This is a genomic window from Shimia sp. R9_1 (assembly GCF_017743775.1).
Classification (GTDB): domain Bacteria; phylum Pseudomonadota; class Alphaproteobacteria; order Rhodobacterales; family Rhodobacteraceae; genus Shimia.
This window is the reverse complement of sequence record NZ_JAGHRN010000003.1, coordinates 465298-489203: the sequence shown is the minus strand read 5'-3', so window position 1 is coordinate 489203 and position 23906 is coordinate 465298. Positions and strand designations below refer to the sequence as shown.

The window sequence follows — 23906 nt, the reverse complement described above, 5'->3', positions numbered from 1 at the left end:
GGGATGCCTTGGCAGCGGTGCCGCGCGAAATTAGGTGCCGCTGTTTTGCGAAACGCCAAATTGGCTGAAACAAGAAAGAGCCTGGGATGATCCTGCTAGAAACGCTGGACCGTCTCGGGCTTTTTTATGTTTGTCAGTAGGTTACATTGAAAGCTGTGTTCCCACAGGGCCTGGCCTTGTATGGCTGTGAAAGGTCTCTCAGCTCAGCCTTTTTGGATCTTAAACTCCAACCGACCGTCCACTTCGGACATGCTGATAAACTGGTGGCCGGCTTCATTGCAGAAGTGCGGAACGTCCACAATGGCGGCGGGATCATCTGCGATCAGCAGCACTTTGGCACCTTGTTGCAGCGGCTCCATGCGCTTTCGCAAGCGCAGAACGGGGAGGGGGCACAGCAGGCCGAGGGCGTCAATTTCCAGATCCATGAAAATCACATATGCGCGATGTTTCGAAGTGTCCACAAGGATGTTACCGGAGCATGGGTGACCTTGGCGCGGGGATACACTAAGTGTTGCCACATGTTTGGAATTGATATCATCGATGCAGGGCTGCTCCCTGCCATGTTCGTGGCTTTGCTGGCGGGGACCATCTCGTTTCTGAGCCCCTGTGTGCTGCCGATCGTGCCGCCCTATCTTGCCTATATGAGTGGCATGAGCATGTCAGAGCTCACCACCCAACAGGAGGCGCGCCGGAAGGTCATTGTCACGGCGCTGTTCTTTGTACTGGGGCTCTCCACGGTCTTCCTGTTCCTAGGATTTACGGCCTCGGCATTTGGTGCATTTTTCCTGCAAAACCAAGAGCTTTTCAGCAAAATTTCTGGTGGCGTGGTGATCATCTTTGGTCTGCACTTCCTGAATGTTTTCCGCATTCCGTTTCTGGATCGCGAAGCCCGGATTGATGCCGGGGACTCTGGCGGATCCGCCTTTGGCGCCTACGTGCTGGGCCTCGCCTTCGCCTTCGGCTGGACGCCATGCATTGGTCCTCAGCTTGGTGCGATTCTCTCCATTGCGGCGAGTGAAGCCTCCATTGCGCGTGGCACCGTTTTGCTGGGTGTCTATGCGGCGGGGCTGGGCATTCCGTTTCTGCTGGCGGCTGTCTTCCTCAACCGTGCCATGGGCGTGATGAACAAGATCAAACCCCATATGGGCAAGATTGAGAAGGTGATGGGCGGGTTACTGCTGTTTGTGGGCATCATGCTCCTGACCGGCGCGTTCTCTACATTCTCCTTCTGGCTGCTGGAAACATTCCCGGCGCTTGCAACACTCGGATAAGGCTTAATTTTGCCCAACTGACGGTCTATGCTCTCTCCAAAGGAGAGAGCAGCCAATGGGCGAAAACACCCAACACCAGAGCGTGCGAAAACGCCGTGTGTTTTATATTCCCGGATATGACCCGATCCACCCGCGCCGGTACCGTGAACTGTACCGGAAGGAGGGGGCCGCTCAGGCGGAGATTTCAGGGTATGAGATGGCGCTTGCCCCTAAGATGGCAGGCGCTGGTCCGTTTGGCTGGCATGCCACTGGGCGTTTTCAAGGTGTTGAAAGTGAAGCGGATTTTGAGGTTCTGATCTGGTCGGATATCGTCAAAGACAGCATGGATCAGGGCATCTTTGCCACCTATGTCCAACTCCTGCGGACAGCTTGGATCTACATCGGCAGTGGCGCGCTTGCGCGCCTGATGAAGCTACGCAAGGGGCCGGTGATTGCAGCGCTCTATCCGGTTGTCTTTCTATTGACCCAACTGGTCTTCGCCTTGCTGGTGGCCTGGGGTGTCGGAGCCCTTTTGGCACTGGTGTTGCCGTGGTGGAGCAAAGTCTTCGGCCTGCTTGTGGTGCCGCCAATTCTCAAGTGGTTTCAAAGGCATGACGGGAAGTTCTTTGCCTATTATCTGATGCATGACTACGCCTATTCGGCGTCGACGCGCGGGGCCAATCCTGTGGCGTTGGAGGCGAGAATGGCGCAGTTCAAAGAGCGTATTGCAGAAGCGTTGCAGAGCGACTGTGATGAGGTTCTGGTGGTTGGGCACTCCAGCGGGGCGCATTTGGCTGTGTCTGTGCTGTCTGATCTGCTCCGCGAAAACCGACTGCCGAAAGAGGGGCCAAAACTGGCGTTTCTGTCGCTTGGGCAGGTTGTGCCCATGGTCTCTTTCTTGAGTGATTCCTATCGGTTACGTGCCGATCTTGCCTTTCTTTGTCAGCGTGAGGACATCACCTGGGTCGATGTGACTGCGCCCGGTGACGGCTGTGCCTTTGCCTTGTGTGATCCGGTTTCGGTGACGGGGGTTGCGCCTGAGAGCGGCAAAAAATGGCCTCTGGTGGTCTCTGCAGCTTTCACGCTGACCTTGACGCCTGAGCGTTGGAAAGAGCTGCGCTGGCGCTTTTTTCGGCTGCATTTTCAATACCTTTGCGCCTTTGATAAGCCCGGTCATTATGATTATTTTCAGATCACCGCTGGTCCTTTGACACTGGCGGAGCGTTATGAGGGGCGGAGCCCGTCCAAGTCGCGGATTGAAAAGCCGGTGAACAAGTTTACGAAGATAGCCCCATGATCCCACCCAAGCCGACACCTCGGCCGGATAAAGTCTCATTGCGTCAATACGTTAAGCTGTTTCGGCAAGATCTGCTTTCGGCACAGCCACAGCGGCTTTATCGCGCTTGGATGGCGGAGTTCCGCACGCCGTTTTTCCGATCCTACATGATCAATCAGCCGTCGCTGATCCAGACTGTGCTCAAGGAACGGCCCGATGATTTCCCGAAATCTCAAAGGGTTAGCGAGGGTTTGAAACCTCTGTTGGGGGAGTCGGTCTTCCTCACCAATGGAGAGACTTGGAAGCGGCAGCGGCGGATTATTGATCCGGCCTTTGAAGGCGGACGGCTGCGCGATACCTTTCCGGCTATGTGGGCTGCGGCGGAATCTGCGGTTGCGCGGCTTGAGAGAAATGTCGGGCAAGATATTGAAATCGAAGAGGAAACCAGCCACGCGGCGGCGGATGTGATCTTTCGCACGCTGTTCTCTATCCCCATCGAGCATGAGATTGCCGGGCGGGTTTTCAGCGAATTTCGCACCTATCAGCGCTCAGCTCCGATTGTGAATTTGGGTGCGTTCCTGCCGTTACCTCGTTGGTTTCCGAGGTTTTTTCACAAAGACACAAAGAACACCGCAACCAGCATTCGGGCGTTGATCACAGGTCTCACAGAAGAGCGGATGGCGGCGATTGAGGCGGGGACGGCACCGGATGATCTGGCCACCAAGATCATGACGACGGTCGATCCAGAGACCGGAAAACCGTTTGATACCAATGAGATGGTGGATCAGGTTGCGATTTTCTTTCTGGCGGGACATGAGACAAGCGCCTCTGCACTGGCTTGGGCGCTGTATCTCTGTGCGCTGTTCCCGGAATGGCAGGAGAAAATTGCCCAAGAGGCGCAAGGGCTTGAGGCCGACTTTGCGTCGGTCAGCCGTTTGAAAATCAGCCGTGATGTGTTCCGCGAGGCGCTGAGACTTTATCCGCCAGTGCCGATGATGGTGCGCGAAACAACATGTCCGGAAGACTTCCGGAATCGCGAAATTCGTCAAGGATCTCAGATTGTTATCTCACCCTGGCATTTGCACCGGCAGGAGCGGCTTTGGGACAATCCAGATGGGTTTGATCCGACGCGATGGCAGACGGAGAACGGCAAACAGTGCGCGCGGGAGGCCTATGTGCCGTTCTCAGCAGGGGCGCGGGTTTGCACCGGTGCGGGCTTTGCGATGGTGGAGGGGGTGTTGATGCTGTCGATGATTTTGAAGCATTTCAAACTGACCCCCGTGGGCGATCCACCGGTGCCGATTGCGCATCTGACGGTGCGGTCGCGCGATGGCATTAACCTTCGGATTGAGCGCCGGATTTAACGTCGGTATCGCGTCGGTAATGCGACGTTATTGCGTAGGTGTAAAATCGCGGTTTCAAAGGTTAACGTTAATGCATGGCATGGGCTGCGCCGGCAGGTTTTGCTGACAAATTTGAGCGCTCTGATTTGTGCTGTCTGAGATGAAAAGAGGCGCCCGCAGGCGCCTCAGATCCTTATTGCTCTTCATGCCACCAGACACCCGGCAGCCAATCAACCCCGTCGCCGTAGATCGGCAGGGTCTCCGGGAAATGCAGGTTCTTGTTATGGGCGACGCGACCAACCGCATACGTCCAGATCGGGATCACATAGCGGCCGGTGCTGAGCACGCGGTCAAGCGCGCGGGTGGCGGCGACAAAATCTTCCTGTGAGGTGGCGGTGAGCATCTCTGTGATCATGGCGTCGATCGCCGGGGACTGCACCCCCATCAGGTTGCGCGACCCTTCCTGTTCGGCGGCAACAGATCCCCAATAGAGGCGTTGCTCGTTGCCCGGGCTGAGCGAGATGGCGCGGCGGTAGTTGGTGATGTCAAAATCAAAGGCTCCGGTGCGCTGATTGTATTGTGGCCCATCCACAAGGGTGATGGTCACGTCGATGCCAAGCGCTTCCAGCGACTTGCTGTAGATATCGGTGATGGCCTTGTTTTCGGTGTCGCCCTGTTTGAGCAGGATTTCGAGGGTGAGCACTTCGCCGGCGGCGTTTTGCATTTTGCCGTCAACCACGCTGTATCCGGCGGCTTCCATCAGGCCCATGGCTTTGCGCAGGTTCTTGCGGTTGCGCACGGAGCCGTCCGATTGCGGAAGTGTGTAGCCTTCCAGAGCCTCGGCAGGGAGCTCTGCGGCGAAGGGGGCAAGCAGCTCGGCCACGCGTCCCGTGGCGGGGCCGTCCTGCATTGCCAGAAGGGAGCCGGAGAAGAAGGAGCTGATGCGGGGCTGGCGGCCGCCGGTCATCGTGTCGTTGATGAACTCAAAATTGAACACATGCATCAGCGCGTCGCGCACGCGGATGTCATCCAGCGGGGCACGGCGGGTGTTGAGCACAAGGCCGGTGATGCCGGAAGGCTTCTGGTGCGGGATTTCCGATTTCACCACATCGCCGGATTGGGCGAGCGGGAAATCATAGGCGGCGGCCCATTTCTCCGCGTTGAACTCGCGCACATAGGAGATTTCACCGGCCTTGAAGGCCTCAAACATCACTGCCGCGTCGCCGAAGAAGTCAATTTTGATTTCGTCAAAGTTGTTGGTGCCTTTGCGGAAGGGCAGATCGTTGCCCCAGTAGTCCGCGTTGCGGCTGAGGGTGACAAAGCGACCGGCCTCGAAATTTGACACCACATAGGGGGCGGTGCCGATGGGCACTTCCTGCAAGGTAATGTCTTCAAAGGATTTGCCCTCAAACTGCGCCTTTTGCAGAATCGGACGCAGGCCTGCCAGCAGGGCCAATTCGCGGTCTTCGGTGTTGAAGGTGATGCGCACGGTGCGGGGGCCGGTGGCCTCAATGCTTTCGACCTGTTGCCAGAAGCCGAGATAACGCGGGTGGCCGACGGTGCCGAGGGTCTCATAAGACCAGATCACATCTTCGACAGTGACCGGTGCGCCGTCAGAGAATCGCGCCTCTTCGCGCAGTGTAAATTCCACCCAAGAGCGATCTTCCGGCGTTTCAATCGATTCGGCGAGAAGGCCATAGAGGGCAAAAGGTTCGTCCCAATTTCGGCCCATCAGGGATTCATAGGCAAAGAAACGGAGCTGCCATGGAACCTCGCCTTTGCGCACAAACGGGTTGAGAGAATCAAAGGATCCGCCGTTGCCGGTGACCACGCGGCCGCCCTTAGGGGCGTCGGGGTTGGCGTATGGGAGGGACACAAAATCCTGTGGAAGTGCAGGGTCGCCATACATAGCGATGCCATGGCGCGGCTCTGCCACGCTTTGCGCACCGGCGAGCGAAAGCGCAAGCAATGCTGCTGCACTGGTGACTTTGGGGAAACTGATTGGTGTCATCGCCTGAACAATCCTGTTGGTGATTTCTTGTCGTTGTCCAAAAACTAGCGAGGGATTTGAGGCTTATCAAACTTTTAGCTTGGAGGTCGGCGCGAGAACGCTTATAACAAGATCACTGCTCGATAGGTTTCTTGCCTGTATGAAACCTGCCTCAATAACTTCACGCCCGCTTCGCGCGGGCGTTTTTTTTGGCCTAATGGTCCGGATCCTGACAGGTCAAATCACAGCCTGATGAGGGCGTTGTGAGGCGTTTACGTAAGACTACGGTAGGGCCGTAATCCCCCTTATTTTGCGAGTGCAGCATGTTATGCTGCGCCTAACATTGTGCAGTCGCAGAGGGAAGGGCTGAGGCATGAGTATGAAAGGCAAAAGCGCGATCATCACCGGATCCAATTCGGGAATCGGTTTGGGCGTGGCGCGGGAGCTGGCGCGAGTCGGGGCGGATGTGGTTTTGAACTCATTCACCGATCGAGAGGAAGATCACGCGCTGGCGGCGGAGATCGCGGCGGAATTTGGCGTCAACGCGCGCTATATTGCGGCAGATATGTCACAAGGTGACCAATGCCGGAGGTTGATCGAGGAGGCGGGCGGTTGTGACGTGTTGGTCAACAATGCCGGTATCCAGCATGTGGCGCCAATTGACGAGTTTCCGACCGAGAAATGGGACGCGATCATCGCGATCAATATGAACTCGGCGTTTCACACCACCGCGGCGGCGCTGCCGCATATGCGCAAACGGGGCTGGGGCCGGGTGATCAATATCGCCAGCGCCCATGGGTTGACCGCATCCCCCTATAAGGCGGCCTATGTGGCGGCGAAACACGGCGTGGTTGGCATGACCAAGACCGTGGCGCTGGAAACCGCAGAGGAGCCGATCACCTGCAATGCGATCTGCCCGGGCTATGTGCTGACCCCGCTGGTGGAAGCGCAGATTCCGGACACCATGGAGAAATACAACATGGGCCGCGAAGAGGTGATCAAGAAGGTGATGCTGGAGCGCCAGCCAAGCCGGGAATTTGCCACGGTGGAGCAGCTGGGCGGCACGGTGGCGTTTCTGGCGAGTGACGCGGCGGCGCAGATCACCGGCACGACGATCAGTGTGGACGGTGGCTGGACTGCTTTGTGATTTCGTTTTGAGTTCAGGTGTTTAGGAGGTTTACATGAAGCGCATCAATCTGGCCCTGCAAGGCGGAGGCGCGCATGGGGCCTTCACCTGGGGCGTGCTCGACACACTGTTGCAGGATGAAGAGATCGAGATTGCCGGGATCACCGGCACCTCGGCAGGCGCGATGAATGGGGCTGCGCTCAAGGCTGGCATGCTGAAAGGCGGCCGGGACGGCGCGCGCGCAAATCTCGACTGGTTCTGGGAGAAAATGGGCGCGGCGCAGGTGCCGGGGCTGGATTTGTGGTTTGCCGCTGTGCCGCCCGGAATGGTCAGCCGCAGTATGGAATACAGCTGGCCGTTTATGGCAGCTGACATGATGCAGCAGATGACCTCGCCTTATGCGATGGGGCCGCTTTATGCCCATCCGCTGCGCGCTATCGTGGATGAGATGAGTTTTGATCTGATCTGCGCCGATCAGGGGCCTGCGCTGTTTGTTTGTGCGACCAATGTGCGCTCCGGCAAGGCGCGGGTGTTTTCCGGCAGCGAGATCAGCACCGATGCGCTTCTGGCGTCGGCCTGTCTGCCAACCATGTTTCAGGCGGTGGATGTCTATGATCCCAAGAGCGGGCAGACGGAGGCCTATTGGGACGGGGGCTATACCGGCAACCCGTCGCTCTGGCCGCTGTTTGACCGGAAGTTCCCGGATGATGTGGTGATCGTCAATATCAACCCGTTGCGGCGGGAAACCCTGCCGGTGACGCCGCAGCAGATTGCCAATCGGATCAATGAGATCAGCTTTAACGCCTCGCTGATGAGCGAATTGCGGGCGGTCGCCTTTGTGCAGCGTCTGATTGCCCAAGGTGCGCTGAAACAGGAAGAAAAGCGCGATGTGAAGGTGCATATGATCGCCGATGATGCGCTGATGAACAGCCTGTCGGTGATGACGAAAAGCTGGCCGGTGACCTCGGTCCTGCTGCAGCTTAAGGAAGCGGGGCAGGCGGCAGCCAAGGCGTTCCTCTCCGCCCATAAGGATGATCTGAACGCGCAAGGCACGGTGGATCTGGCGGCGATGTATGGCGGGTGATGTGCAAGGCTTGCATCAGGGCGGTCAACGCGCTTCAAGACTGAGGATGGGCGGGGCAGGATGCCCGTGCAAAGGGCGAAGGGAGAGACGTGGATGATGACGCTTGAGAAATTGAGAGAGATCTACGGGGATGTGTCGCCGCATGCGGCGCAGAAGGTGATCGCGCAGTTTGACGCGCATTGCCGCAACTTCATCGCGCACGCGCCGTTTCTGGTGCTGGTGACCTCTGACGGGCAAAATCTGGACGCCTCGCCCAAAGGCGATCCGGCGGGGTTTGTGGAGGTGGAAAGCGACACCACGCTGTTGATCCCGGATCGGCCGGGCAACAACCGGATTGACGGGCTGCTCAATATTTTGGCGCATTCAAAAGTGTCGGTGCTGTTCATGATCCCCGGCATGGCGGAGACGCTGCGGGTGAATGGCGTGGCAGAGATCAGTGATGATGCGGCGCTTTGCGCGCGCTTTGCCATCAAGGGGCGCGCGCCCAAGACGGTGCTGCGGGTGACGGCGGAGGAGGTGTTTTTGCATTGTGGCAAAGCGCCGGTGCGCTCCGGGCTCTGGAAGCCTGAGACCTGGCCGACCCAGCGCCCTGTGCCCTCGCTTTATGCGATGATCCAGGATCATGCGGAGCTTGAGGTGCCCTCTACAGAGCAGTCGTATGCCGAGCAGCGGTATCGCGAGACGCTCTATTGAGCGGGAAAGGGTGGGGGCGTGCACCTGTGGTGGTTAGACCGTGCGCTCAGCTGTGCGTAGTCCGACCCGATGGGAAAGTTGACACGTTTGTTGAGTGAAGAAGAGTGGCTGCTGTGAAACCATTTCTTCGCAGTCTACAGGTCGAATAGAAGTTGAAATTGGGTGCTGAGACATGTTGATTTTTCTTTGTATATCAGCGAACTGCTCGCTCTATTTGATCTGGAGATTAAGGAACAAAGAGCGAAAGGGTTTAATGTTGTTCTTGAGCGACCTGCACAGCTATCGCGACAAGCTAATGTTGCCAATAACGGTATTGCATGTGTGTGTATTAATTTTTTTGGCCGCTTTGATGGATTAGGTAGTATCAGGTTCAGGACAGATTGAGTTTGAACGCCCGTGGATAAGCATCGCTGCGATTTCGATTGCTGAAAAGAAGACCTCTGGGCATCTGTCTTTGTTTCTGCGAAAGCAATTCATGAAACTCGCGCCGGCAGCGTCCTTGACGCGATATCCCATGTTACGGTTATTTCAGGACTGCTGACGCGCTCATTTAGAATGATAGCTTGAATAACAAACTACGTTTTACTTGCCTTCTGGCACGCTCGGGTCTTTGGGGTTCGGGTAAACCAGACCGGCGGAGATCACGAGTTTGGCAGCCTCTGCTTCCTCATAGGCACCAGCTTCCATCAGAAGCGCACCTAAGGCGTGGCGGGTGGGCTGGGGCCATGACCAGGGCTCCTCATATTCAAGATGATCGTCCAGATGCACCGCTTTGCGCAGGTGGCTCAGCCCCGTGTGGTGATCGCCCGCCTTAAAGGCGAGCTCACCTTTCATCATCTCTTCGGCCACGGCGAGCACGTCGCGTGCTTTGTTGTTAAAGAGCATGCGTGTGTCCGGCACGGCGGCATAGGCGGTGGTGAAGGCGGCCATCATGGCTTGTGCCTCGGTGTGCTGCCCCAGATTGGCGCGCGCCACGGCCTTGGCGTAGTAGATCAGGGCGTGGGTTGTGACATAGAGCTCTTTGTCCTCCGGTTGCGCGAGCCCGACGATGTCCTCCCACATGCCAAAGCGGATGTAGACATGGGGCGCGGCGGCGACGAAGGTTTCAAAGATGTCGGGATAGGCGCGCACCACCTCGTCCGGCACCTCTTCGCGCAGGCGCAGCACCGCGTCTATGGCGGCGGCTTTCTGACCCAAGAACATCGCGCCGTAAAAGGCGAAATGCAGATTGTGGATGCGGTAAAGCGCGTAGAAATTGGCTGGGCCGGCGTAGGCTTTGAATGTGTCGTCCACCGCGGCGGCGGCGAGATTGCGATAGAGCACGTTCTGATACTCGCGACAGAGCACATCAATATGGGTGGCCATATGCACGAGATGGCCTGCATCCGGCACAAGATCTTTGAGCCGGTCGCCGTGGCGCAGCGCGCGCTCGGGGTGCGGGGACATCTCCATCAGGTGGATGTACATGTGAAGGAGGCCGGGATGATCCCAGGCCCCCGGGGTGTGGTCAAAGGCGCGTTCCAGTACCGCGATGGCCTCGGGTGTGGAGGCGTCGGGATTTGGCACGCCGTTCTTGAAATCCCAAAGCTGCCATGGGGTGCGGTTCATCATGGCTTCGGCGTAGATGCATGCGATGTCCAGATCGTCGGGATTGGCCTCATAAACCGGTTTCATGGCGGCAGAAAACCCGTCGGTGAAGGGCTGGTAGTCTTCGATCTCGGGATCGGTGGGGTAGCGTGACGCCAGCGCCTCCAGCAAGGCGCGCTCTGCCGGGGCGGCGTTTTTGAGGGCCAGCCCGTCGCGGAGTGCTGTGTGTGCGCGCCAAGGCGGGGGCTTTTTCCTCAGGGGTGAAGACCTCCCAGGGTTTGTTGTAGTTGGGCCCAAACCCATAGGCGACGCCCCAATGGGCCAGGGCGCAGGCGGGATCGGCAACAAGCGCCTTTTCAAAACAGACGATGGCCTCTTCGTGGTTGTAGGCAAAGAGCCAGATCAGGCCGCGATCACACCAGATTTGCGCTTCGGGAACGTCACTTGCGGGGCGGCTGTGGCTGCCCAGATCAAAATACTCTGACATTTAAATGCTCCTCGATAATGGGAGGAGGATAGCACAGATTGGGGTTTGGGCGGAGATTGGGGGCGTGGGGCGCGCGAGGTGAAGGTTGGATCTACTTTGAAAAGTCTTTTTTAGTTAGCAGCTTAGAGGGTGATCCTGAAGTGGGTTTTGCCCGTTGGGAGGCGCGTAAATCGCAGCTGTTGTCTGGCTCAATGCGCTTTAACCACACGCAAAGAGGTGGTCAGGTGGCCGTTTGCTGTGTCTTGTGCATAGTCGCCTGACAGCTCGTAGATCGCCCATTTTGCGCGCTCCCAATTGTGGCTGCGCATGTGGTCTTCGGCCTCCTGGGGCGAGGCAAACGCGAGACCGCCGGGATAGAGGCCGAAGAGCAGCGGGCCGAATTTGACCACGGATTTCCCGGCCTCCAGAGCCGGAGTGTAGCTGGCGCGCTCTCCGATGGTGAAGACGGGTGTTTCCGGCGATGTGCGCATGACCGGTGTCATGGCGGGGCGGATTTCAAACAGGAACAGCGCGCCCAAGGCGGCGATCAGCAGCAGCGATGCGCGAAGTGTTTTCTGGAAGCCGCTTAGCTTGCGCGGTTTTTTTTTGAGGCTTCCTCGGCGGGGGCGCTTGGATCTTTGGGGTTTGGATAGACCAGACCGGCGGAGATCACGAGTTTGGCGGCATCCTCAACGGACATTTCGAGCTCGATGATGTCGTCCTTGGGGAAGAACAGCAGGAAGCCGGAGGTCGGGTTGGGGGTTGTCGGGACAAAGACGCTGACAAGGCCGTTGGTGGTGGCCGCAGACTCCGCGACTTCGCCCTTGGCGGTGGTGGAGATAAAGCCAATCGCCCAGATGCCGCGGCGGGGGTATTCGATCAGGCAGGCTTTTTCAAAGCTGCGTTCGCTCTGGGCAAAGACCGTTTCCGCGATCTGTTTGACGCCGGAATAGATCGAGCGCACGACGGGCATGCGGTCCACCAGGCTTTCGCCGTAGCGGATCAGGGAGCGGCCGATGAGGCCTTTGGCGATCCAGCCGACGAGCACGGTGAAGATCAGGAAGATGATCAAACCAACGCCGCGCAGGTTGATGCCGATGTATTTCTCCGGCTGGATGGTGCTTGGCACCAGAGGCAGCACAAAGCCGTCGACCCAGCCGATCAGGGTCCAGACCAGCCAGATGGTCAGCGCGATGGGGAGAATAACGACGATGCCCGTAAAGAAGCTGGAGCGGAGGCTGCCAAAAAAACCAACTTTGTGTTTGTTTGGATCTTCGTCAAATGGGGTCGTCATTCGTGGGTCCTGCCAAATTCTGATACCTAGTTAGGCATTTGTGGCAGAGGCTGCAATGACGTTTACGCTAGGGGCAAGTGAATGTGGCCGCCGCGCGGGGCAGCGGCCGTTTTTGTGCCTTCTCAGGAGGCAGATTTTAAAGCGGTCAGACCAGCGCGGCGGCGATATCTGCCGCAAGGCGTGCGTTGTTGCGCACCAGAGCGATATTGGCCACCAGCGAGCGGCCCTCGGTGAGCTCAAAGATGCGTTGCAGCAGGAAGGGGGTGACACCCTTGCCGGTGACGCCCTGTTCGTCAGCTTCGCGGGTGGCCTGCGCGATCACAGGGGCCAGCTCGGCTGCGGGGATTTCATCGGCGGCGGGAATCGGGTTGGCGACCAGCTGGCCGCCTGGCAGACCCATGGCCCCGCGCATTTTGTGGGCGGCTGCGATCGCGGCGGCGTCATCCATGCGCAGGGGCGCTGCGAGGTCAGACTGCGCCGACCAGAAAGCCGGGAAGCTGTCCTGACCATAGGCAATCACCGGCACGCCGTTGGTTTCCAGCACTTCGAGCGTTTTGGGCACATCAAGGATGGCTTTCGCGCCCGCAGCGACAACGGTCACAGGGGTGTGGCCCAGCTCGGTGAGGTCAGCGGAGATGTCAAAGCTCTCTTCCGCGCCTTTGTGGACACCGCCGATGCCGCCGGTGGCAAAGACGGAGATGCCCGCAAGATGCGCAGCGATCATGGTGGCAGCGACGGTGGTGGCACCGGTGCGGCCCTGCGCCATGATCACGGCCATATCGGCGCGGCTGACTTTGGCCACGTCTTTGGCTTGTGCGAGTGCTTCGAGTTGCGCATCGGTCAGGCCTGCGTGCAGGGTGCCGTCGATCACGGCCATGGTGGCCGGAACTGCGCCTTTTTCACGGATGTCGTTTTCCAACTGACGCGCCACCTCGAGGTTTTGCGGGTAGGGCATGCCGTGGGTGATGATTGTGCTTTCCAGCGCCACGATGGGCGTGCCGTTTTTCTTGGCCTCAGACACTTCGGGGGACAGAGTGATCAGGGTCATGTGGCGTGTTCTCCAGAGACGTATTTGGCGGCAGCGGTGAGGGCGCGGGAGAGCGCCTCGTCGCGGCTGGCGCCTTGGGATTCGGCTACGATGTGCGCGGCCATGAAAGTGTCGCCTGCGCCGGTGACGCGAGTCACCAGAACGGCAGGCGGCTGTTGGGTGATGATGCCTGCGGCAGTCCCGTCAGAGGCAGAGTTTCCGCCATCGGTGACGAGGGCGCGGGCGGCGCCGCGCGCCAGAAGGCCCTCGGCGGCGGCTTCGGACGAGGTAAACTCGGTCTGACAAAGGTAGCCGGCTTCCTCAAGGTTCACATAGAGCACCGCGCGGGAGTGCATCAGGAACGGCATCAGGCGCTCGGCCTTGCCCGGAGAGGCAGGCGCAACGCGCAGGTCGGCGGCAGAAAACAGCGGGCTGCGGGCGATTTGATCGAGCAGGCGCTGGGTGAGATTGCCATCCAGAGCAATGAGCCCGCCATAGGGCGCCGCCTCAGAGCCGAGGGTGCCATCCTCAAGCGGGGTCAGGATTTTATCGCCTGCCGCCTCAAGCGAATGGGCATCGGCGATGGCGGCGATGAGGCCGTTTTTGCCTTCGACCGCCATATAGGTGTCGGTGGGCAGATCGGCGGAGCGATAGACGTGATCCATGATCGCGCCCATTTCACGGCAGGCGGTCATCAGCTCGTCGCCTTCTGCGTCGCGGCCAATGGCCGAAAGTGCGGCAGGTCGCAGGCCAAAGCGCGCGAGCGTCATAGCGATGTTCCAGGCGACGCCGCCGGGCAGGCGAGAGATGCGGCCCGGTACGTCCGAGCCCTGACGCATGTGGCTGGGCGCGCGGCCGATGATGTCCCAGAGGACGGAGCCGATGCAGAGAATGTCAGGCGTGGCGGTCATGAGAACCTCACGGAGATGGGGGCGGATCAGGCGGTGAAGGCGGCTTCGAACTCTTTGAGTTTGGCAGCCGGATTTTCGGCGCGCCAGATTTCCTCGCCGATGCCAAAGAAATCGGTGTAGGGCGCAAGAGTGCGGATGATGTCCGTATCCAGCGCGCCTTCGGCGACAACCGGCACTTCGATCATCTGAGACCACCATTCAAACAGGTCTTTTTCCGCCAAAGTGCCATCCCCCAGAGGGGTGGTGCCGACCGGACCGAAACTCACGTAGTCCGCCCCGTTTTCACCGGCGGTCATGCCCTCGTGAGAGGAGGCGCCACAGAAAGCGCCAACAATGGCGTCTTTGCCAAGTTCCTTGCGGGTTTTGGCAACCGAGCGCGCGGCATCTGTGAGGTGCACGCCATCGAGGCCGAGGCGTTCGGAAAGAAGGACATGTTCGTCAATCACGATGGCCACATCACGGGCATGGGCCACTTCGCGCAGCGCGTCCGCGGCGCGCGACAGGCGGTCTTCGTCGCGGGTGGCGAGGGCAAGGCGCACGCAGGCAATGTCGCTGGCGTCCAGGACAGCGGCCAGTTGATCAGGAAACTGGGAGAGTTCGATCTCTGGCGGGGTGATCAGATAGATCTGGGGCAGCTCTGTCTCGGCCATGCGCGTGTTCCTCGTGTCTAGATCGCGCCGCTATAGCGCGGTTTTTTTGGTTTGGCTATCGGGAGTTTGGCCAGCAGGTGGGCGGTGTAAAAGAGATTTCGAGCCTCCGGCGGGGATATTTGCGGCAAGAGGAAGGCGCATGGCTTGTTTTGAGCGCGGCGCGCGGGTATGAGCAGGCGGATTTTTCAGGAGAAAGCCATGACATCCGCCACACCGCAACCTGCCTTTGTTCTTGTGCGCCCACAGATGGGGGAAAACATCGGTGGCGCAGCGCGGGCGATGCTGAATTTTGGGCTTGATAAGATGCGGGTGGTGGACCCGCGCGATGGCTGGCCCAATGAGCGCGCGGTGGCGATGGCCTCTGGTGCGGGGCGGGTGCTGGATGCGGCGTTCCTGACCGAGACCACCGAGGCGGCGCTTGAGGATTGTCACTACGTCTTTGCCACCACGGCGCGGGCACGTGGGTTGACCAAACCGGTGGTGACGCCGGAAGTGGCGATGAAACAGGCGGCAGAGATGATTGCGCGCGGCGAGAAAGTGGCGGTGCTGTTTGGGCCGGAGCGGTCTGGCCTGGAAAACGAAGACATCGCGCGCGCCAATGCGATCATCAATGTGCCAGTGAACCCGGAATATGCCTCGCTGAACCTTGCGCAATGTGTGCTGCTGACCGCCTATGAGTGGCGCCGTCAGAGCGCGGACATTGTGCATGAGCGCGTGGATATGACCAAAACGGATTGGGCCAACCATGCCGAGATGGAGGCGCTGGAGCGCCATTACGAGGAGCGGCTGGACGCGGCTGGTTTCTTCTTTCCGCCGGAGAAGGCGGAGGGCATGAAGATCAATCTGCGCAATATGTGGAGCCGCATGCGGCTGACGCGCGCGGATGTGCAGATGCTGCATGGGGTCATGCGACAGATGGTCCGCTGGAAAGAAAAAGGGTGAATTTCGCCCTTAATTCCAAGTCTGAACAGATAGTCTATCCGTACCATTGAGGACCCCTTGAGTGGTTGCAGCGCGCGTATGGCCGGATTAGGCTCGCGCGCAAGATCAGGAGGCAGCGATGAGCCAGAAACGCAGCATTTTTGAAGAGGTTGGCAGCGAGGCGCCCAAAGAGGCCCCCAAGGCTGTTGGCGTGATTGATGCCGGTGCCAAAGGCGCGCGGCGCGGCATTCGGATCTGGCTGATGATCCTCTTTGCTCTGGTGGTGGTGATGATCGCCGTGGGCGGGCTGACACGTCTGACGGACAGCGGCTTGTCGATCACCGAATGGCGTCCTGTGACCGGGGCTGTGCCGCCGATGAATGAGGCGGACTGGCAGAGCGAGTTTGAGAAATACAAGCAGATCGACCAATGGGCGCTTGAGAACAACTGGATGACGTTGGCGGACTTCAAGGTCATCTATTGGTGGGAATGGGGTCATCGTCAGCTGGGCCGCGTGATCGGACTGGTCTGGGCGGCGGGTTTTGCCGGCTTTGCGCTGGCGCGCCAGATCCCGACAGGCTGGACCGGGCGGCTGTTGCTGATCGGCGCTTTGGGTGGTCTGCAGGGCGCGATTGGCTGGTGGATGGTGGCCTCTGGCGTGACCTCCGGTGAAGGGGTCACCACGGTGGCGAGCTATCGACTGGCCAGCCATCTTGGGCTGGCGTTTTTGATCCTCGCCTTCATTGGCTGGTATGTGCTTATGCTGGGGCGCAGCGAGCGTGACCTGATGCAGGCGCGGCGCGGCAAGGAGGCCAAGCAGTTCTCCATGTCGACCGGGCTTTTGCATATGACCTTTGTGCAGATCCTGCTGGGCGCGCTGGTGGCCGGGATTGATGCGGGGCGCACGTTTAACGACTGGCCGCTGATGGCGGGGCAGGTGTTTCCGCCGGATGCGTTTTACATCGAGCCTGCGTGGCGCAATTTCTTTGAGAACGCCGGTCTGGTGCAGTTCATTCACCGCAGCTGGGGCTATCTGTTGATGATCTTTGCCATTGTGGTGTGGCGCAAGGGGCAGGGATCGGCGCATAAATCCACGCGCTTTGCCTTCAATCTGGTGCTGGCAGCGGTGTTTTTGCAAATGGTGCTGGGCGTGGTCACGGTGATGACATTCGCGCATATGCATGTGGCGATCACCCATCAGATCATGGCGGTGCTTGTTGTGGCGCTGATCCTGCGGGCCCGGTTCCTGAGCCATTATCCTGTTGCCACGTCGGTGCGCGACGCAGCCTGAAGATTTCACCCGAGAGAGAGGGAAAAGACATGTCTGCATATGAGCAGTTGATGGCGTTCAGCCACACCACAGAGGCGCTGGGTCAGGTGGCCGGGCGTCTGGGCTGGGATCAGGAAGCGCTCATGCCACAAGGGGCTGCGCCGCAGCGGGCCGAAGAAATGGCGGCGATGGAAAGCGTGCTGCATGCGCGCCGCACAGATCCCAAGGTGGGGGCTTGGCTCGCGGAGATTGATCCGGCGCAACTGGATGATGTGGGCCGTGCGCAGCTGCGCCACATCAAAAAGAGCTTTGAGCGCACCTCCAAAGTGCCGGCGGATCTGGCGGCGGAGATTGCCAAAGTCACCAGCCGCGCGCAGGGGATTTGGGCTCAGGCGCGCTCTGACGAGGATGTGGCGGCGTTTTTGCCAACCTTGAAAGAAGTTGTTGGCCTGAAGCGTCAGGAAGGGCAGGCGCTGGCAGCCGGTGGCGATGTTTATGACGCCATGATTGACGATTATGAGCCGGAGATGACGGCGGCTGAGATTGCGGCGATGTTTGACGCGATGCGGCCCCGGCTGGTGGCGTTGCGCGCGGCGGTGCTGGCGGCGGAAGCTCCGGCGAAGCTGAGCGGGACATTTGTCAGCGACAAGCAGATGGCGCTGACCGCCAAACTGGCAAAATCCTTTGGCTATGATTTTGACCATGGGCGCATTGATTGTGTGACCCATCCGTTCTGTTCAGGCAGCGGGCTGGATGTGCGCATCACCACGCGCACCAGCGAGAGCGATCCGTTCAACTGTTTTTACTCCACCATTCATGAGGTGGGCCATGCGGCCTATGAGCAGGGCATTCACCGCGACTACCTGCTGACGCCGATCGGACATGGGGTCTCCATGGGCGTGCATGAGAGCCAGAGCCGGATCTATGAGAACCAGCTTGGGCGCGGGCGCGCCTATACCGGCTGGCTCTATGAGCAGATGAAGGCGGAGTTTGGTGATTTTGGCATCGCGGATGCTGAGGCGTTTTATGGCACCGTGAACCGGGTGAATGACGGCTATATCCGCACCGAGGCGGATGAGGTGCAATATAACCTGCACATCATGCTGCGCTTTGATCTGGAGCGGGCGCTGATGTTGGGCGATCTGGCGGTGGATGATCTGGAAGCGGCCTGGAATGACCGGTTTGCTGCTGATTTTGGCTATGCGGTGGACAAGCCCTCCAATGGTGTGTTGCAGGATGTGCATTGGTCGGTGGGGCTGTTTGGCTATTTCCCGACCTATTCGCTGGGCAACGTCTATGCGGGCTGCCTGAATGAGGCGCTGCGTAAGGCGGTGCCGGATCTGGATGCACAACTGGCGCAGGGGGATACCTCGGCGGCCACAGGCTGGCTGCGCGAAAACCTGCAGCAGCACGGTGGTTTGCGCGAGCCTGCGGCGACCATCGCACATGCCACGGGTATGGCCCCAAGCGGGGAGCCGCTGCTGGCCTATCTGGAAGAGAAGTTTGGTGACATCTACAAGCTGTGAGCGCTTGGGGAGATGTTGGATAAAAAAGGGGACGCTTTGGCGTCCCCTTTGTTTTTTGGATATTTGAAGAATGAGAAGCTCAGGGCCTAACAGCCGCGCTCAGCCTCAAGAATTTTTAGAATGCGAACATCTTCTGCATCTTCGTATGAGAGCTCCGGTGAATCGGTTCGACAGCCCTCATTGCCAAATGCAGCGATGCCGCGCTCTGAGCTAAAACAATAGCCGTACTCGTGCATGATGCGGTTGCGGTAATACCAAAGGTCTTCGCAAGTTACCTGGTCAATCAGTTCTTTGCTCGATTGCTTGGCTGTTTCGAGAAGAGATGGCGAACGTGGTAGGTCGCTTATATTCATGCCGAAGGAGAACATCATTAAGGCCGGATATGTGTGCTTGGTGGCGTTGCGGCTTTTGCTTAGATGTTGCCAGTATGCGTGAGGTGAAGACATATAGCCCGGTTCATGATACAAAAACGTCCCGCGTTTGGTTTGCAAGCCAATCCGGACTTCGATGGTCGGGGTTGTCCTTAGATCCCAAATCGTTCTGATTGTACCCATGTTTACCTCGGTACCGACAGGGGCGTCTGTGGGTAGTCTGACAAGGCAGTCTTCCGCGTATTCTGGGCCTCTCGTTCTATAGCCGCGTCGATAGCCATAGACAGCGCCTTCTTCTCTTTCAAGTGTGACAGTGGCATCAAACGAAGGATCAAGCTCCCCTGTTTCCGGATGGTACTCCGCTTCGATGATCTTAAGAAAATCTGGCCAGATATCGTAGATTGAGGCCAATGGATTGGATTTCCAAGTGGGCGCATCAGACCATGAAAATGCACCATCGTCATAGAGAAAGACATTGTCGCAAATCGTTTCGATCAGCTCCTCATCAAGAGTAACGTCATAAGATATGCCGGTAACCGGGATTTGCGAAAAAATTGCGTCTGCAACTGTGCTGACGTAGTACATTTCATGAGGAGGCGTTTCGATGCTTCGAGCAAACAGATAGGGCGTGAGATAGGGTGTTCCCTCGTCATCATGTTGTTGCGAAATCAAAAACAAGCGTGCGGCGTCTACCATTGCATCATCATAGGCGCTTGCCACCTTCTCAGCGTCGTAGCTTTCGCCCGCGCTTGGCAGCTCGATACGTGGAGCGTGTACGCCTAGTTTGGCTGTAGGAGCAAGTGAGCGGGCTGAGTAGACCTCCGTACTCTTGCCTTCAAAAACGGCAGCACCAGAAAGAAAAATATCAGAGCAAGCGGAGGCGCATAGGTCTCCGTCGGCCACGTGGGTTTGTAAGCCTGCGTATGACTCTCGAAAGAATGTAACAATTTCGAGCCCTGCATTCATGTCTCCGCCTGGGCTATTAAGACAAAGAGTTACTCCTTCTGGGAACTCTTCTGAAAAACTGTCATAAAAAAAGTCGGAAATATCATAGAATTTAAATAGATCGCCGCCTTCTACGCTTCCTTTGTATAGAATGTGGCATTTGGCGTATTTCTCTGGGAGTTGGTCAACAAAAACATCTGTGTAGAATTCTGTGTCGGTATCGACCTGAACCAGTTCGCTATTGATGATGATGGTCGCGGCCTGAGCCGGAGAAGTGGTCACAAGGCTGAGGCAGGCGCTCAAAAAAGCTGCGCCGGAAAGGTATTTTATCATAGGTATTTAGGTGTTTTCTAAAGTCAGTGATAGTCTGTGCGAACTTCGGCATAGAAATGTTTGTGAGGCAAGGAAAAGCTTGCCGGTCGGGTTTGGTGATGTGCGGTTTGGAGTTGGTGCGGTGACACGGGATCATGTGGTGATCAATAAAGCGGTCTGGGAGGCGGATGCGGCCAATTGGGAGGAGATTGGCGCGCGGCTTTGGACTGTGGAGAAACCGGTTTGGGGAAATTGGAATACGCCTGAAGAAACGCTGGATATTTTGCCTCAAGACATGCGCGGCATGGCGGCAATCGAGTTGGGCTGCGGCACCGGCTATGTTTCTGGCTGGATGATCCGGCGGGGGGCGGAGGTGACGGCGATTGATGTCTCGCCTCAGCAATTGGCGACAGCGCGGCAACTGGCACAGACCCATGGGGCCGCAATCGACTTTCTGGAAGGCAATGCGGAGGCGACGGGTTTGCCGGATGCATCGTTTGATTTTGCAATCTCGGAATATGGCGCTGCAATCTGGTGCCCGCCGGAGGTTTGGCTTCGGGAGGCGTGGCGGCTGTTAAAGCCGGAGGGGGCACTGGTGTTTCTGGGCAACCACCCACTGTCTCTGATCTGTTCGCCCCTGAATGGCGCGCCCTGTGATCGCCAGTTGCATCGGCCCTACAAGGATATGTGGGGCGCGGATTGGACGGAGGTTGCGTTTGAGCCAAGCGGGGTGTGTTTCAACCTGACAATGGCTGATTGGATGGCACTTTTTGCTGAGATCGGTTTCGCGGTGGTGCGCTATCAGGAGGTATATGCGCCGGAATGGGCGAAAGGCACACGGGCGGCGATCCCGGCGGAATGGGCCAAAACCTATCCGATGGAGCAGGTCTGGCATCTCAAGAAGCCTGCGTAACGCCCTGTCTTTGCAGAAAAAAGCCCCAGCGCGGTGAGCGCCGGGGCTTGTGTGTTACTTGGGTGCGGCGGTTTATTCTTCCGCCACATCCTCGTCGTCTTGTTCCGCGATCCAGGCCACGGAGACCACTTCTTCGCCTTTGCCGGTGTTGAACACCCGGACGCCGCCGGCAGAGCGGGAGCGGAAGGAGATGCCATCCACAGGGACGCGGATGGATTGGCCTTTGGAGGTGGCGAGCATGATCTGATCGCCCAGTTCCACCGGGAAGGAGGCAACAAGTTCGCCGCCGCGCATGGCTTTGTCCATGGCTGCCACACCCTGGCCGCCACGGCCGCGCACGGGGTAGTCATGAGACGAGCTGAGTTTGCCCGCGCCGCCTGCGGTGATCGTGAGGATCAGGTTTTCGGCGGCGGACATTTCGGCGTAGCGCTCTTGAGAGAGTTCGCCCGCTGGCGCCTCGTCTTCATCCCCGCCATCATCGGTGAGACCAGCCACGGCGCGGCGCATCTTGAGGTAGGCGGCGCGCTCTTCGCTTTCGGCGCGGAAGTGGCGGATGACGGACATGGAGACCACCTCGTCATTGCCGTTCAGGCGAATGCCACGCACACCGGTGGAGGAGCGGCTGTTGAACACGCGCACCTCGGTGGTGGGGAAGCGGATCGCGCGGCCGGAGTTGGTCACCAGCATCACATCGTCCTCTTCGGTACAGATGCGGGCGTTGATCAGCTTGGTGTCGGCGTGATCATCCTCAAACTTCATGGCGATCTTGCCGTTGGATTTCACATTGGTGAAATCGGACAGGCGGTTTCGGCGCACGGTGCCCGCAGAGGTCGCAAACATGATTTGCAGATCGTCCCATTCATCCTCTGGGCGGTCCACCGGCATGATCGCAGCAATGGAGACCCCGGACGGGATCGGCAGGATGTTCACAATCGCCTTGCCTTTGGCGGTGCGGCCCCCCAGCGGCAGACGCCAGGTCTTGAGCTTGTAGGCCATGCCATCGGTGGTGAAGAACAGAAGCTGGGTGTGGGTGTTGGCCACAAAGAGGGTGGTGACCACATCCTCTTCTTTGGTCTGCATGCCCGAGATGCCCTTGCCGCCGCGTTTCTGGGCGCGGAAGTCGGCCAGCGGGGTGCGCTTGATGTAGCCGCCGGAGGTGACGGTCACGACCATGTCTTCGCGCTCGATCAGGTCTTCGTCGTCCATGTCGCCGGACCAGTCGACGATTTCGGTGCGGCGCTCTACAGCGAAGTTCTCACGGACTTCGCGCAGCTCGTCACCGATGATGGACATGATGCGCTCGCGCGAGCCGAGAATTTCAAGGTATTCCTTGATCTTAGCCGCCAGTTCTTCGAGTTCGTCCGTGACCTCTTTCACCCCGATCTGGGTGAGGCGCTGCAGGCGCAGCTCGAGAATGGCACGGGCCTGTGTTTCCGACAGGTTGTACGTGCCATCGTCGTTCATGGTGTGGGTCGGATCGTCGATCAGACGGATGTAGCCGGCGATTTCTGCTGCTGGCCAGCGACGGGTCATCAGCTTTTCACGCGCCTCGGCCGCATCGGCGGAGCTGCGGATGGTGGCAACCACTTCGTCCACATTGGTGACGGCCACGGCCAGACCACAGAGGATGTGGCTGCGTTCGCGGGCCTTGCGCAAGAGGTACGCGGTGCGGCGGGCAACCACGTCTTCGCGGAAATCGATGAAGGAGGTCAGGAAGCGGCGTAGGGTGAGCTGCTCCGGGCGGCCGCCGTTCAGGGCCAGCATGTTGCAGCCAAAGTGGGTCTGCATCGGGGTGAAGCGGAAGAGCTGGTTCAGCACCACCTCGGCGGTGGCGTCGCGCTTGAGCTCGACCACCACACGCACGCCGTCGCGGTCAGACTCGTCCTGCACGTGGGCGATGCCTTCGATGCGCTTTTCGCGTGCGGCCTCTGCGATCTTTTCGATCATGGAGGCTTTGTTCACCTGATAGGGGATTTCGTCGATGACGATGGCGTAGCGGTCCTTGCGGATTTCCTCCACGCGGGTCTTGGAGCGGATCACAACGCTGCCGCGGCCCTCAAGATAGGCTTTGCGCGCGCCGGAGCGGCCCAGAAGGATGCCACCGGTGGGGAAGTCCGGGCCGGGGACATATTGAATGAGCTGCTCAGAGGTCAGATCCGGGTCTTCGATCAGCGCCAAGGTGGCGTCGATCACTTCGCCCAGATTGTGTGGCGGAATGTTGGTGGCCATACCAACCGCAATGCCGCCTGCGCCGTTGACAAGCATGTTGGGGAAGCGCGCAGGCAGCACGGTTGGCTCCTGGTCTTTGCCATCATAGTTGTCTTGGAAATCAACGGTTTCCTTGTCGATGTCCGCCAGCAGTGCAGCCGCCGGTTTGTCCATGCGGACCTCGGTGTAACGCATGGCCGCCGGGTTGTCGCCGTCCATGGAGCCGAAGTTGCCCTGACCGTCCAGCAGCGGCAGCGACATAGAGAAATCCTGTGCCATCCGCACCAAAGCGTCATAGATCGCGCCATCGCCGTGGGGGTGGTATTTACCCATCACGTCGCCCACAGGACGGGCTGATTTGCGGTAGGCTTTGTCGTGGGTGTTGCCGGTTTCATGCATCGCATAAAGAATGCGGCGGTGCACCGGTTTGAGGCCATCACGCAGGTCTGGAATGGCGCGGCTGACGATCACGCTCATGGCGTAGTCGAGGTAGCTGGCGCGCATTTCCTCCTCGATGGTCACAGTAGGACCGTCGTGGATCATCCGCTCATGCGTGTTTTCTTCTTCGTTTTCAGGGGTTTCCGGCGTGTCGCTCAAGTCCCGATCTCGCTTCTTTTTGGCGGTCCATATCTTGTTGGCTCGCTTATATCAGAGGCGACATGTAGGGTGCAATGGGGCTGTTGGATTCACATGCTAGAACTTCTTGTGGAGTAGAAGAAGTCCTAGCACCTTTTAATCTTCTG

At 58.7% G+C, this 23906-nt stretch carries 21 protein-coding genes; 10 read left to right on the top strand and 11 right to left on the bottom strand.

The annotated features are described in order from the left end of the window. Window positions 1–203 precede the first annotated feature (203 nt). Window positions 204–425, bottom strand: coding sequence for a sulfurtransferase TusA family protein (locus J7399_RS13320; protein ID WP_209086802.1), 222 nt, complete (start codon window positions 423–425; stop codon window positions 204–206). Between the two features lie 93 nt (window positions 426–518). On the opposite strand from J7399_RS13320, the gene J7399_RS13315 reads away from it, so the two are divergent. Genes J7399_RS13315 through J7399_RS13305 form a run of 3 tightly spaced genes read left to right on the top strand, consistent with a single transcriptional unit; the run spans window position 519 to window position 3890 of the window. After that, on the top strand, window positions 519–1271 hold the full coding sequence (locus tag J7399_RS13315) for a cytochrome c biogenesis protein CcdA (protein WP_209086801.1): 753 nt from the start codon (window positions 519–521) through the stop codon (window positions 1269–1271). 55 nt (window positions 1272–1326) lie between these two features. Next, window positions 1327–2547 (top strand): hypothetical protein, encoded by a 1221-nt coding sequence (locus J7399_RS13310; RefSeq protein WP_209086800.1) that lies wholly within the window; start codon window positions 1327–1329, stop codon window positions 2545–2547. Continuing rightward, the gene (locus tag J7399_RS13305; protein ID WP_209086799.1) at window positions 2544–3890 is read left to right on the top strand and encodes a cytochrome P450; all 1347 of its coding nucleotides are present in this window, start codon (window positions 2544–2546) and stop codon (window positions 3888–3890) included. Before J7399_RS13310 ends, J7399_RS13305 begins: the two co-directional genes overlap by 4 nt. A gap of 172 nt (window positions 3891–4062) precedes the next feature. On the opposite strand, the gene J7399_RS13300 is transcribed toward J7399_RS13305, so the two are convergent. Then, window positions 4063–5778, bottom strand: a complete 1716-nt coding sequence (locus tag J7399_RS13300) for an extracellular solute-binding protein (protein ID WP_209086851.1) — start codon at window positions 5776–5778, stop codon at window positions 4063–4065. A gap of 454 nt (window positions 5779–6232) precedes the next feature. Between J7399_RS13300 and J7399_RS13295 the strand changes: the two genes are divergently transcribed. From J7399_RS13295 to J7399_RS13285, 3 genes are all read left to right on the top strand, one after another. After that, a complete protein-coding gene (locus J7399_RS13295; RefSeq protein ID WP_209086798.1) occupies window positions 6233–7006 on the top strand; it encodes a 3-hydroxybutyrate dehydrogenase in 774 nt (257 codons plus the stop codon). A 34-nt stretch (window positions 7007–7040) separates the two neighbouring features. After that, entirely contained in the window at window positions 7041–8069 is a 1029-nt protein-coding gene (locus tag J7399_RS13290; RefSeq protein WP_209086797.1) for a patatin-like phospholipase family protein, read from the top strand. Window positions 8070–8162: 93 nt separating this feature from the next. Then, on the top strand, window positions 8163–8762 hold the full coding sequence (locus J7399_RS13285; RefSeq protein ID WP_247742881.1) for a pyridoxamine 5'-phosphate oxidase family protein: 600 nt from the start codon (window positions 8163–8165) through the stop codon (window positions 8760–8762). 582 nt (window positions 8763–9344) lie between these two features. Here the strand turns inward: J7399_RS13285 and J7399_RS13280 are convergent. The 7 genes from J7399_RS13280 to J7399_RS13250 form a co-directional block, all read right to left on the bottom strand. After that, the gene (locus J7399_RS13280; protein WP_209086852.1) at window positions 9345–10520 is read right to left on the bottom strand and encodes a hypothetical protein; all 1176 of its coding nucleotides are present in this window, start codon (window positions 10518–10520) and stop codon (window positions 9345–9347) included. Next, the gene (locus tag J7399_RS13275; RefSeq protein WP_209086796.1) at window positions 10420–10836 is read right to left on the bottom strand and encodes a tetratricopeptide repeat protein; all 417 of its coding nucleotides are present in this window, start codon (window positions 10834–10836) and stop codon (window positions 10420–10422) included. Before J7399_RS13275 ends, J7399_RS13280 begins: the two co-directional genes overlap by 101 nt. Before the next feature lie 188 nt (window positions 10837–11024). Next, window positions 11025–11354 carry a hypothetical protein gene (locus J7399_RS13270; RefSeq protein WP_209086795.1) on the bottom strand — a complete coding sequence of 110 codons (330 nt, stop codon included), beginning with the start codon at window positions 11352–11354 and terminating at the stop codon, window positions 11025–11027. Window positions 11355–11401: 47 nt separating this feature from the next. Continuing rightward, window positions 11402–12109, bottom strand: coding sequence for a DUF502 domain-containing protein (locus tag J7399_RS13265; protein ID WP_209062971.1), 708 nt, complete (start codon window positions 12107–12109; stop codon window positions 11402–11404). 145 nt (window positions 12110–12254) lie between these two features. Further along, a complete protein-coding gene (locus J7399_RS13260; protein ID WP_209086794.1) occupies window positions 12255–13157 on the bottom strand; it encodes a pseudouridine-5'-phosphate glycosidase in 903 nt (300 codons plus the stop codon). Continuing rightward, a complete protein-coding gene (locus J7399_RS13255) occupies window positions 13154–14047 on the bottom strand; it encodes a PfkB family carbohydrate kinase (protein ID WP_209086793.1) in 894 nt (297 codons plus the stop codon). Before J7399_RS13255 ends, J7399_RS13260 begins: the two co-directional genes overlap by 4 nt. 26 nt (window positions 14048–14073) lie before the next feature. Continuing rightward, window positions 14074–14697, bottom strand: coding sequence for a thiamine phosphate synthase (locus J7399_RS13250; RefSeq protein WP_209086792.1), 624 nt, complete (start codon window positions 14695–14697; stop codon window positions 14074–14076). Between the two features lie 198 nt (window positions 14698–14895). Here J7399_RS13250 and J7399_RS13245 point away from each other — a divergent pair, with 198 nt between their 5' ends. The 3 genes from J7399_RS13245 (at window position 14896) to J7399_RS13235 (ending at window position 18414) form a co-directional block, all read left to right on the top strand. Continuing rightward, complete coding sequence (locus tag J7399_RS13245) at window positions 14896–15639, top strand: RNA methyltransferase (RefSeq protein WP_209086791.1); 744 nt, start codon at window positions 14896–14898, stop codon at window positions 15637–15639. A gap of 118 nt (window positions 15640–15757) precedes the next feature. Continuing rightward, complete coding sequence (gene ctaA, locus J7399_RS13240; RefSeq protein ID WP_209086790.1) at window positions 15758–16909, top strand: heme A synthase; 1152 nt, start codon at window positions 15758–15760, stop codon at window positions 16907–16909. 29 nt (window positions 16910–16938) lie between these two features. Further along, window positions 16939–18414 (top strand): carboxypeptidase M32, encoded by a 1476-nt coding sequence (locus J7399_RS13235; RefSeq protein WP_209086789.1) that lies wholly within the window; start codon window positions 16939–16941, stop codon window positions 18412–18414. An 86-nt stretch (window positions 18415–18500) separates the two neighbouring features. On the opposite strand, the gene J7399_RS20975 is transcribed toward J7399_RS13235, so the two are convergent. Further along, window positions 18501–20063: a YARHG domain-containing protein gene (locus tag J7399_RS20975; RefSeq protein WP_247742880.1), complete on the bottom strand. Its 1563-nt coding sequence runs from the start codon at window positions 20061–20063 to the stop codon at window positions 18501–18503. A gap of 121 nt (window positions 20064–20184) precedes the next feature. Between J7399_RS20975 and J7399_RS13225 the strand changes: the two genes are divergently transcribed. Beyond that, the gene (locus J7399_RS13225) at window positions 20185–20955 is read left to right on the top strand and encodes a class I SAM-dependent methyltransferase (protein WP_209086787.1); all 771 of its coding nucleotides are present in this window, start codon (window positions 20185–20187) and stop codon (window positions 20953–20955) included. A 72-nt stretch (window positions 20956–21027) separates the two neighbouring features. Here the strand turns inward: J7399_RS13225 and gyrA are convergent, their stop codons facing one another. Continuing rightward, entirely contained in the window at window positions 21028–23760 is a 2733-nt protein-coding gene (gyrA, locus tag J7399_RS13220) for a DNA gyrase subunit A (protein ID WP_209086785.1), read from the bottom strand. Window positions 23761–23906 lie beyond the last annotated feature (146 nt).

Coding starts and splice junctions, on each gene's coding strand:
- J7399_RS13320 (WP_209086802.1), bottom strand. CDS start 425: ATGGATCTGGAAATTGACGCCCTCGGCCTGCTGTGCCCCCTCCCCGTT.
- J7399_RS13315 (WP_209086801.1), top strand. CDS start 519: ATGTTTGGAATTGATATCATCGATGCAGGGCTGCTCCCTGCCATGTTC.
- J7399_RS13310 (WP_209086800.1), top strand. CDS start 1,327: ATGGGCGAAAACACCCAACACCAGAGCGTGCGAAAACGCCGTGTGTTT.
- J7399_RS13305 (WP_209086799.1), top strand. CDS start 2,544: ATGATCCCACCCAAGCCGACACCTCGGCCGGATAAAGTCTCATTGCGT.
- J7399_RS13300 (WP_209086851.1), bottom strand. CDS start 5,778: ATGTATGGCGACCCTGCACTTCCACAGGATTTTGTGTCCCTCCCATAC.
- J7399_RS13295 (WP_209086798.1), top strand. CDS start 6,233: ATGAGTATGAAAGGCAAAAGCGCGATCATCACCGGATCCAATTCGGGA.
- J7399_RS13290 (WP_209086797.1), top strand. CDS start 7,041: ATGAAGCGCATCAATCTGGCCCTGCAAGGCGGAGGCGCGCATGGGGCC.
- J7399_RS13285 (WP_247742881.1), top strand. CDS start 8,163: ATGATGACGCTTGAGAAATTGAGAGAGATCTACGGGGATGTGTCGCCG.
- J7399_RS13275 (WP_209086796.1), bottom strand. CDS start 10,836: ATGTCAGAGTATTTTGATCTGGGCAGCCACAGCCGCCCCGCAAGTGAC.
- J7399_RS13265 (WP_209062971.1), bottom strand. CDS start 12,109: ATGACGACCCCATTTGACGAAGATCCAAACAAACACAAAGTTGGTTTT.
- J7399_RS13260 (WP_209086794.1), bottom strand. CDS start 13,157: ATGACCCTGATCACTCTGTCCCCCGAAGTGTCTGAGGCCAAGAAAAAC.
- J7399_RS13255 (WP_209086793.1), bottom strand. CDS start 14,047: ATGACCGCCACGCCTGACATTCTCTGCATCGGCTCCGTCCTCTGGGAC.
- J7399_RS13250 (WP_209086792.1), bottom strand. CDS start 14,697: ATGGCCGAGACAGAGCTGCCCCAGATCTATCTGATCACCCCGCCAGAG.
- J7399_RS13245 (WP_209086791.1), top strand. CDS start 14,896: ATGACATCCGCCACACCGCAACCTGCCTTTGTTCTTGTGCGCCCACAG.
- ctaA (WP_209086790.1), top strand. CDS start 15,758: ATGAGCCAGAAACGCAGCATTTTTGAAGAGGTTGGCAGCGAGGCGCCC.
- J7399_RS13235 (WP_209086789.1), top strand. CDS start 16,939: ATGTCTGCATATGAGCAGTTGATGGCGTTCAGCCACACCACAGAGGCG.
- J7399_RS20975 (WP_247742880.1), bottom strand. CDS start 20,063: ATGATAAAATACCTTTCCGGCGCAGCTTTTTTGAGCGCCTGCCTCAGC.